Genomic DNA, 4,381 nt, shown 5'->3' on the forward strand with positions numbered 1-4,381 from the left:
GAATAGAATTAGCTTCTATTTTTGAAATTGGCGTAAAGGTTGATACCTATCGTTTTGAGGTATATTAGGCTGCTTTAAATAACATAATACTAACATTAATGGCAAACATAGAAATATTGGATAAATATAACGTGCTAAAACTACCGGTGCTGCCCACAAAGTTGCCCATTGAATTACCACAAAGAAAGATATCACCAAAGCTGACCAGGACTTTTTAGCAATTAAAATTAAAAGCATAATTAATATCAACCAACCCCAGAAAGCAGGATCAAAGAAACTTGCGATAACTGGATACTGCCAATAATTACCATCTTGTTCTAAATCGTAAATGATTTTATACAATGACGGCCACCAATTCCAATTTTTAATAATAACACCATCTTTTTTCATTGGTCCATTTTTGGTTTCATTGATAACTTCATTATAAATATTACCTGATTTAGATGGATAAATACTCTGCGGATAGTACCATCCCAAATTTTGGTTCAGAATAACCTGTAAAGCAGCTTTTGGATAATGCAAGATAATACGCTTCATCATTTGCGAACGGCGTTTATTAAAATCACCATGATAAATTTTAGGGTAATGCTGACCTAATTCTCCCCAAACATTAGCAGCTTGATCAGCAAATTGGGGACTATAAAACTGCGCATATTGCTCTGGTGTTCCTTGAGGTAGAATTGACCAAAGTAACTTCTTATCGGAAGTACTAAATTGATAACCAGCGTTAATATAACCGCCAAAAATAAGCTGTATTTTTAAACCACCGACATTACTAATATTTCTTACTCCTTCGGTTTGGATACCTGAAGAAGTACTAGATAAGCTGTGAACTACGGGTCCATTAAACAAATAAAACAGTGCTCCCGTAGCCACGCAAATTGTTAGCATTTGCTTCCAATATTTCCAGCAAAATCCCAATAAAAACGGTAAAAACATTATTAATACTAAACGGCTACTATTGCGAAAAGTCAAAAATACAAATAAAGCAATAATTAAAATAGTAATTTTGCCATAAGAATGTAAAAATTGTGTTCCATTTTGCCATATTTCTAGTAGAAAAATCATAATTAATACACTAGCTAAACCAGCCCACGTATCTTTGGTATTAGATAAAGCTAAAGATGTCCAGTTCGTAATGTGTAGACTCCACCAACCCCAAACAATAACTTGAATAAACCAAGGTAAGTGCCATTTATTTAAAACTTTAAAGCCATAACCAAAGATAATTGCTCCTAATACAAATTGTGTCAAAATCATTAAAAATAGTCCCACAGTCAATGAATGCAAAAGTTGAACCCCGATGATTTGGACAAAAAAGTAGACAATCATCATACTGGCAATAGGTTGACCAATATTCCAATTTCCTCTAACCATAGAAAAGTACTGATAAGGAGTATCATAACTCCAAATACCTGGTGCCAGAGCAACAAGTGCAGGAAGAAAAATTATAAAGGTGATAATTGTACTCCAAAGCCAAGGATGCTGGATTTGGTTGAACCAATTTTGAATTTTCTTGTTTTCATTTTTTAATTTTACTTGATTTTGATTATTAATAACAAAATTAATTATCAAAGCAGTTACCGTAGTCCAAAATAAAAACAAACCTAAAAATGTTAAAACTGTTATCAGATTAAAACTAGGAAATTGATAATTATCATATAAAGGCTTACCTAAAACCAAGGCTAAAGCAAATAAAATTCCCGCTATTGTTGATAATAACCAATAAAAAATTTTTTTAACATATTGTAAAGCTACTAAGTTAATCAAAATATTTAAACTTAATATAACGACTAACCAATCCCAGGAATCAGTTACTCTATTCAAATTAAACCAAATTGCTAAGGATTCAAACAATGCCAACATTATTGCTACAATCAGCCTGACTAAATCCTTACTTGTTAATTGAAAAGCAACCACAGCATTAATTAATAACAACAAAATTAGCGCCTTAAAATCTGATAAAACCAGCATATTTGTTTGTAAAGAATGTATTAACATAATTATTAATTCTTCAATTATCGTAAATAAAATTACTATTCCAGTTCGGATCCACCGAGGCAATTTTAATTCCAATAAATTATGTATTAAATGATAAAAGCCAATTAATCCCGTTAAAAAATAAACGACACTGACAGGTGAAATACTATAATTATTAAAAATAGTATTTAACCATGATGTTATCATTATTGACAATAATAAGGCAAAGGGCAATTTAATAAGATTGATCACTTTTTTTTCCATATTAACTCCTAGATAAATAGTCAAAGTATTCATGTAATAAATATTGAACGAATACTATCACTTATTTGCTGTTTTACTAAAAAATTGCTTTATTACTTCTAAAATTGGAGCTTTAAGCAAAAATATTCCTAAAAAATAAACTATCATACCAATAACAATTTCAAAAAACATAGTTAAAATAGTTAAACTCAAAATTAAATGTAAATAAAAAACTATTAAAAACATAATTAATCCAGAAATAAAATATTTCCAAAATCCAATAAACAAAACTGGTAAATTAAACTTTTTACGTATTAATTGATAAATAGTGACCCCCCACTCACAAATCACCGATGAAATCATTGCACCATCAGTATTGAAAAACAAAATTAAAGGTATATTAAAAATTATACTTAAAATTGCACCAAAAGTTACAGAAAATGTGTAATCTTGATTACGTCTTAACGGCAATAAATATTGATTTCCAATAATGCTTGACCAAGCAACAGGCAAGATTGTTAAAGATTCAATCATCAATAAAGATGAAACTTGGTTATAGTCACTACCAAAAAACAATGGAGCAAGCTTTAAAGAAACACCCGCAATTCCAAACATTAATGGCACTGCAATTGCACTAGAAAAATCAAAAGCTTGTTGAGTATAACGATTTACTTTTTTTATATTTCCCTGGGCAAAAGTATTAGCAACTCGCGGCATCATGACTGTAGATAATGAAGTTACTATTGCTAAAAGCATTCTAATAGTATTATCAGCATAATTATAAAAACCTGCAGCCTCTACAGAAACCAATAGTCCCAGCATGGTTTTGTTTAAGATTAAATAAATTTGTAAGGCAATCTGAGGTATAAATAAAGCTATAGATGGTAATAAATGTTGCCAAATATTAAGTTGCTGCCAATTTGGTAAATTAAGGTAAGTATGCAAATAAGGAAATAGTACTATATTGCCTAAAAGCTGTGACATAGACAAAATAAAAATATAAAGTGCCACGTCATGACGAGTCTTAACTAGAGTAAAAATACAAATAACTGAAAATAATTTTACTACTACATTTCGCAAAACTGTCACTCGAAAATTTTCAACACCCATAAAAAACCAAGAAACATCGAATGCTGCAGCAATAATGGAAATTGATTGCATCAAATACGCTCGCTGATAAGTATGAGTTAGAGCTACAAAAATATAAAAAGCTACTAAAGCTAAACTAATTGTAAATAGGCGCATAATAAAAATTTCCCAAAAAGTTTGAGAAACTTTGCTTTTATCATCTCTTAAATAGGCTACCTGACGATTACCATAGAGAGCTACCCCAATACTACCAAATAAAATAAAATATTGAGTATTTGCATTAGTTAAAGAATTAATCCCACTTCCAGTAGGACCTAATACGCGTGAAATATAAGGCATCGTAATTAATGGAACAATTATTATAAAGACTTGATAAAAGATGTTATAAATATAATTTTTAATTAACTGCAACTAACTTACCTACAATTATTATTTAATTAATACCCATGGTGATATTCAATCATATTTTATGATATTACAACAATAAACATTACTCTATTATAGTATGAAAGTAATCCAAGTAATGCGCTCACCAACAATTACTATTAATTATCAAAAGATAGATTCAGAGAGAAAAATGATTCTATTTTATGATTCTAGAGCTTTAATAAACAATAAATAATTTGCCCTTTTCAAAACATATCTTAACTTGTGTATCCAAAATTCAAGCCCATTTCAAAACCAATACCTATCTAATTTGAATAATTGGATAGTCTTTAACATTTAAAACTTATGGAAAATAGATTTGCTATAAAATTGACTGTACTTATACGAAAATATTACAATGAACTTATAGAGCCTATCGTATCGAAAAGGTTAAAAACAGCTGCATTATTAGTCATGGCTGGTTCAATTAAAATTTTAACAAAGAAAAGCCATAAGTTAAATATATAACAACTTAAAGAGCTGAACATTGTGATAATTTCGAATCATTTCTGATATAAATTTCAGATATAAAAATAAAATAAAGTGGGATATTTTGTATTTACTGATTAAAATTAAAATAATTTTAAATAAAATACATTTAGAAAGAAATAATGCAAAGATGGCATTTTAATAAGACTTTTAT

The 4,381-nt window shown here is 29.1% G+C and carries 2 protein-coding genes; both read right to left on the minus strand.

Translation table 11 applies throughout. The features are described from left to right. Positions 1–15 precede the first annotated feature (15 nt). A complete protein-coding gene (locus EQ827_RS07935) occupies positions 16–2,244 on the minus strand; it encodes a DUF6020 family protein (RefSeq protein WP_181190456.1) in 2,229 nt (742 codons plus the stop codon). 57 nt (positions 2,245–2,301) lie between these two features. Beyond that, positions 2,302–3,723, minus strand: a complete 1,422-nt coding sequence (locus EQ827_RS07940) for an oligosaccharide flippase family protein (RefSeq protein WP_181190457.1) — start codon at positions 3,721–3,723, stop codon at positions 2,302–2,304. Positions 3,724–4,381 lie beyond the last annotated feature (658 nt).

The sequence above is a fragment of the Bombilactobacillus bombi genome (genome assembly GCF_013607485.1).
In the GTDB taxonomy this organism is placed as follows: domain Bacteria; phylum Bacillota; class Bacilli; order Lactobacillales; family Lactobacillaceae; genus Bombilactobacillus; species Bombilactobacillus bombi_A.

What these genes read in the sequence shown, in the direction of transcription:
- EQ827_RS07935 (WP_181190456.1), bottom strand. Translation starts at nt 2,244, where the DNA reads ATGGAAAAAAAAGTGATCAATCTTATTAAATTGCCCTTTGCCTTATTA.